Below are 5,736 nucleotides of genomic sequence, written 5' to 3'. Positions count from 1 at the left end.
GCCTCTTCTTTCGCGATTCATATTGCTCCTTCGCGAAGGCTTTATTTTAATGTCCAATTATTTGGGGGAATACCACTTCGGCACTACCGGCCTCGTTTGGGCTGCGCCACATTCCTCTCCGTCACGCTTCTCGCTCTGCAAGAAGACGCGCCGACGCTAACGCCTCCTACAGAGGCTCAGCTACGAGGAACGTCGATTAGCCTAATTCGTTAGTTGCAATATGCAAAATTTCGTTCTCGTCAGGTTTCTTTATTTTTCTTTTATATTTATACGGAAGTCTGGATTAACAGTATATCTAACTCTTAACGCTTGTTGAACAAAGTCTCTCTTTGATTTACTTTGCTTCGTTTGTTGAAGAATTCTGGTGGGACTTCCAGTTCCATTTTATCTACACTATTTTACTCGCAAGGCATACTGCAACTAACAGCGTCTTAACGCTTCACTTCGGCACTCACGGCCTCGTTCGGCCTTCGGCAAATTTCCCGCTACCCTAACGCCTACTGCGCAGGCTCAGGGCGGGAAACTTCGTTAACACTAGTTCGTTATACGCAATTGGTAGAATAAATAGAAAAAACAGCGCGCAAATTTAAAACGAAGAAGTAAAAATACTAAAAGTCAGTGCATAACTTACCCGATGGCATCTCTTGAGTTTAATGCCAATTCAATGATTCACGGAAAAAAGAAGAAATTTACGCGCTTCGCTTGTGTGATACTTCGTATCTATATCTTTTACTTTACGGACCAACTGCGTATAACAGCGTCTTAACGCTTCACTTCGGGACTAGCCCTCGTTCGGCCTTCGGCAAATTTCCCGCTTCCCTAACGCCTACTGCGCAGGCTCAGGGCGAGAAACTTCGTTAACACTAGTTCGTTATGCGAAATTCTTTAAAAACTATATGATTAATAAAATAAAGAAACTACTCTTTTATGTAATCCTAAGTTCGATTATATACAACTGCGAATCTAATAAGCAAACTTCCGAGACGGCAAAAACCTCATTCATAATAGGAAAAAACATTAATGTGAGGAAAGAACCAAATCCTGATTCGATATCTCTTGGTCTTATTCAAGGTGGAAGCGAAGTCCAAATAATTCAATACGGTGAAAAAACAACCATTATAAATGGAATTAAAGGAAAATGGATCTATATCGAGGGCGTTGACACTAATCTTGGTTCAGAAATTCACGGCTATATTTTTGATCAATTTATATTAAAAAATCATAAAACTCCATCCGATATTCTTGAAAAAATATTAGAGGAAAAAGATGATAATATCAAACTTTCTAAATTAAAAAATTTTAAAAACCTATTTCCTTTTGATATATATCGAGAAAAAGAATTTGGCCAACACGTTGTAGTAGATTCGTATATTGAATTTGCCAAATGCGAAATGATTCGGAATAGAAAAAAATACGATCATTCCAATCAAAATGAATTTTTTACTAAACTAAATTCAACGATTAAAAATTTTCATTTCGATGAGTTCGAAAAATTGACAAAATGTGAATTCGAATTAAGACAAAGATGTAATCAAGTAGAAGAAGATTTGAATTTCCCGATAAAGACATATGATAATGAAATTAAAGAAGAAATTAGAACAATTTTTTCGCAAATCCTAATCGATACTCGTGATGAGAATAATTGCTACAGGATGAAGTCTGGAAAAAAGTATTGTTTTCACATAGACAAAAACAATAAACAATACCAGATTTCTGGTATGTGCTATAAATAATTGAAAACTTAAAGAACTTCGCATAACATCGCGGAAACGCTGCGCTTCGGCACTTACGGCCTCGCTTGGTCTGCGACACATTCCCCTCCTGGCATTCGCTCGCATACGCAAGCTACATGCCAGTCCCTAACGTCCCGTTCCGGGACTCAGGGTCGGGGAACGTCGTTTACACTAGTTCGTTATGCGTAATGTTTTAAAATTTTTTATGAACGCAAAATTACTAATTAATCTCAAAGAATTTGTAAAATGGAGCGACCATATATTAAGTGAAAACGATAAAGCTGATATCCTAATGGGACAACTTTTACGAATACATTCCTTATATTATGAAACTGACTATAATTTAGATAATTCAGTATACCCTGACCCGCCGAATTTAGATTATTGGGAAGTTAGGAAAAAAATAGAAATGAACTTTCCAGAATTTAAAGCCTACAATACAGTATATGATGTTACAATTGAATCCCAGGAAAATAAAATAATACAAGTAGATCCATATGATGATTTAACAGACTTAGTAAAAGATTTTAAAGAAATTGTATGGTTTTTTGAAAATACATCTAGTGATAATGCTTTATGGCATTTTAAATCAGGTTACATGCATCATTGGGGACAACATATCTCAAATTTAACTTATTTCCTTTTCCATTTAAAATATCGACTTTAAATAAAAAGAACTACAAATTTAATTAAAAATAATTCTAGAAAACAAAATCTTAAAAATAAATTTAATAAAAAAAACATTTCTTTTCTAATCATTAAATTTTATAAATATTTTTAAGCCGTACAATCTAAGAGAAAGAAATACGAAGAGTATTATCTATATAACATCTCGGAATAATAGTAATAAAAAAACACTACGCATAACAGCGTCTTCCCGCTACGTTTCGGCACAAGGCCTCACTCGGCCTACGGCAAATTCCCTTCCGGCACGCTTCTTGCTTCGCAACAAGTCGCGCCGACGCCAACGCCTCCTTCGGAGGCTCGGCTACAGGGAAATTCGGGAAGACTAGTTCGTTATACGCAATTGGTAGAATAAATAGAAAAAAACAGCGCGCAAATTTAAAACGAAGAAGTAAAAATACTAAATGTTGGTGCATAACTTACCCGATGGCTTCTCTTGATTTTAATGCAAATTCAATGATTCACGGAAAAAAGAAGAAATTTGCGCGCTTCACTTTTGTGATACTTCGTATCTATATCTTTTACTTTACGGACCAACTGCGTATAACAGCGTCTTAACGCTTCACTTCGGGACTGCCGCCCTCGTTCGGCCTTCGGCAAATTTCCCGCTATCCTAACGCCTACTACGCAGGCTCAGGGCGGGAAACTTCGTTAACACTAGTTCGTTATGTGCAATGCCATAAAATTTAATATTTTAAAATAATTAAATGAGAATCTGCTATATTTGTCATAATGAAATAAATGAACAAAATCAATCAAAAGAACATATTCTTCCCAATTCAATCGGCGGAAGACTAAAATCACTAGATTTATTATGTAAAACATGTAATTCAGATTTTGGAGCTACATCTGATTCAGAATTTGCAAAACAATTTAATTTTATCTGTAATGTTTTGAATATTGATAGAGAGGTTGGCGAACCACAACCAATCATCGTTGAAAAAATAAAAACTGGAGAAAAATTCAAAGTCACATCTGACGGTAAATTTCATTTAAAAGATCCTAAAGTTGTCCAAAAAGTAACAGGAGAAAAAATAAATATAAAAATTACAGCAAGAACTATAGAAGAAGCAAAAAATATTCTGGAAGGCCTAAAAAGAAAATATCTAAAATTAAATGTAGAAGAATTTCTAAATCATGCAGTTAATGTAGAGGAAGAGTTCATAGAACCTATACAAGCCGATCTTTCTATTGGCGGAAAAGAAATATTCCCATCGATTCTGAAAACTGCATTGAACTATTACATCTATAAAACTCAAAACATAGAACCAGTCAAAAAAGCAATTGAACAGTTAAAAATATATAACCAGAATTTAGTTGAACCAATAATACCTGAATTTTCCCTTTATGATATAGAAACATCGGATATAAACCACAGTATCTTTATTCATGGTCATCAAAAGGAAAAAAGGCTATATGCAATAGTTGAGTATTTCAATATCTACCACTATATAGTAAAGTTAAGTGATGAATACTGTGGCGAAGACATTTCATTACTTTATGTTTATGATATTTTCTCAAAAAACGAAATTCCAAAAAAAATCAATTTTAATTACCTTCCAAGTTTCATCTTTCAATATACATATCCGAATTCAGAACCAAAATCTCATTTCCTTCAAGAGAGAGTAGATAGAGTAATGAAGATCGCTGAAAAAAGAAATTTTGATAATTTAGTTTCCCGAATCTTTAGATCAGCATGGAAAAATACCGTTGCTAAATTAATACCACAAGGTGAACCAATAACAGACGAAGCCTTGAGATTATTAACCTCTGAAATAGTTAACAAACTTTCAAGATATATTTTCCCCAAAAAAAGTAGAAATTAATGGCACTGCACATAACAGCGACTAACCGCTTCGCTTCGGGACTTACGCCCTCGCTCGGTCTGCGACACATAGGCTTCTGGCACTCCTCTTGCTTACGCAAGCGTCGTTCCAGTCCCTAACGTCCCGTCGGGACTCAGGGCCAGCCTACGTCGGTTAGTCTAGTTCGTTAGTTGCAATGTGCTAAATTTCGTTCTCGTCAGGTTTCTTTATTTCACTTTTTTATTTATACGGAATTCTAGATTAATAGTATATTAAACTCTTAACGCTTGTTGAACAAAGTCCCTCTTTGATTTACTTTGCTTCATTTGTTGAAGAATTCCGGTGGGACTTCCAGTTCTTTCTTATAATTAATTTATTCTCGAACGGCACACTGCAACTAACAGCGTCTTAACGCTTCACTTCGGCACAAGGCCTCGTTCGGCCTTCGGCAAATTTCCCGCTTCCCTAACGCCTACGACGCAGGCTCAGGGCGGGAAACTTCGTCAAGACTAGTTCGTTATACGCAAGACTGCTAAATTAAAACCTATTAAATGAAACAAATTAAAATATATGCAATCCTCTTAGCTATCCTTCTATCCCAAAACCAACTATTGGCACAAAACATATATAATAAAAAAAAATTCTTCGTTGAAGTTACAGCTGCTCATTCCTTTTTAATTCCTAACAAAAACCTACACAGAATTGATGACAATGTAATGAACAAGAATAATGACTTTTATAATCGTCACGAAGTTATTGGAGATACTACATCTTTATATGGAACTCAAGAACAGAAATTTGCTAGTTTTTATACCTTTCAAAACTCTCCAAAACCTAAACTTAAAAGTCAATCATTCGCTTTATTCACCGAATACTTATTTAGTCCTAAATTTGGATTAGGAATAAGTTTAAATAATACTAATTTTCAAGCTGATAATCTTAGTCAGACAAGATTCGATAACAATCTTATCTATGATAATGAGAAAAGTTTTTTTGGTAATCCTGCTATTCGCGAAAATGCAATACTAAGAGAGATTCTTTTACCTTATAACACTAAATCTAATACTAAATTTTTACAATTAATTACAATCGGAATTCACTTGGCATATCACTTTATTAGTCACCCAATTTTCGATCCTTTTGTTAGGGTTGGTTTTGGATACGGACGAAACATTGAAGATATGGCTATTATTTATCAGTCGACTTTAACGGCAGGTTCTAGATTTTTCTTATCAGAAAGCTTTTATCTATTAGTTGAAGCGATGGCAACAAATTATGATGCCTACAAAGTTCCAGATTCTACACTCTTTGAGTCTAAAAGTAAACGAATGGCACATATTTGGTCTATACAAGAATATTCTGCAAAATTCGGCTTAGGTGTAGCGTTCTAATCGCAGTCCAGCGTATAACAGCAACTAACCGCTTCGCTTCGGGACTTACGCCCTCGCTCGGTCTCCGACACATAGGCTTTTGTCACTCCTCTTGCTTGCGCAAGCGTCGTGCCAATCCCTAAC

At 35.3% G+C, this 5,736-nt stretch carries 4 protein-coding genes; all 4 read left to right on the top strand.

What is annotated here, in order from left to right; translation table 11 throughout:
- The first annotated feature begins 1,022 nt into the window (after positions 1-1,022).
- The 4 genes from EHQ70_RS17455 (at position 1,023) to EHQ70_RS17440 (ending at position 5,613) form a co-directional block, all read left to right on the top strand.
- A complete protein-coding gene (locus EHQ70_RS17455) occupies positions 1,023-1,733 on the top strand; it encodes a hypothetical protein (RefSeq protein ID WP_135588580.1) in 711 nt (236 codons plus the stop codon).
- A 205-nt stretch (positions 1,734-1,938) separates the two neighbouring features.
- A complete protein-coding gene (locus EHQ70_RS17450) occupies positions 1,939-2,400 on the top strand; it encodes a DUF5063 domain-containing protein (RefSeq protein ID WP_167481730.1) in 462 nt (153 codons plus the stop codon).
- A 724-nt stretch (positions 2,401-3,124) separates the two neighbouring features.
- The gene (locus EHQ70_RS17445) at positions 3,125-4,243 is read left to right on the top strand and encodes an HNH endonuclease (protein WP_135588576.1); all 1,119 of its coding nucleotides are present in this window, start codon (positions 3,125-3,127) and stop codon (positions 4,241-4,243) included.
- A 530-nt stretch (positions 4,244-4,773) separates the two neighbouring features.
- The gene (locus EHQ70_RS17440) at positions 4,774-5,613 is read left to right on the top strand and encodes a hypothetical protein (protein WP_135588574.1); all 840 of its coding nucleotides are present in this window, start codon (positions 4,774-4,776) and stop codon (positions 5,611-5,613) included.
- Positions 5,614-5,736: the final 123 nt, after the last annotated feature.

The organism is Leptospira congkakensis (assembly GCF_004770265.1).
Taxonomy (GTDB): domain Bacteria; phylum Spirochaetota; class Leptospiria; order Leptospirales; family Leptospiraceae; genus Leptospira_A; species Leptospira_A congkakensis.
Note: the sequence above shows the minus strand (reverse complement) of the source record. Positions and strands in the feature narration are given on the sequence as shown.

Bases quoted from the DNA above. Each gene is read 5' to 3' on its own strand.
- EHQ70_RS17450 (WP_167481730.1), top strand. From the start codon at position 1,939: ATGAACGCAAAATTACTAATTAATCTCAAAGAATTTGTAAAATGGAGC.
- EHQ70_RS17445 (WP_135588576.1), top strand. From the start codon at position 3,125: ATGAGAATCTGCTATATTTGTCATAATGAAATAAATGAACAAAATCAA.
- EHQ70_RS17440 (WP_135588574.1), top strand. From the start codon at position 4,774: ATGAAACAAATTAAAATATATGCAATCCTCTTAGCTATCCTTCTATCC.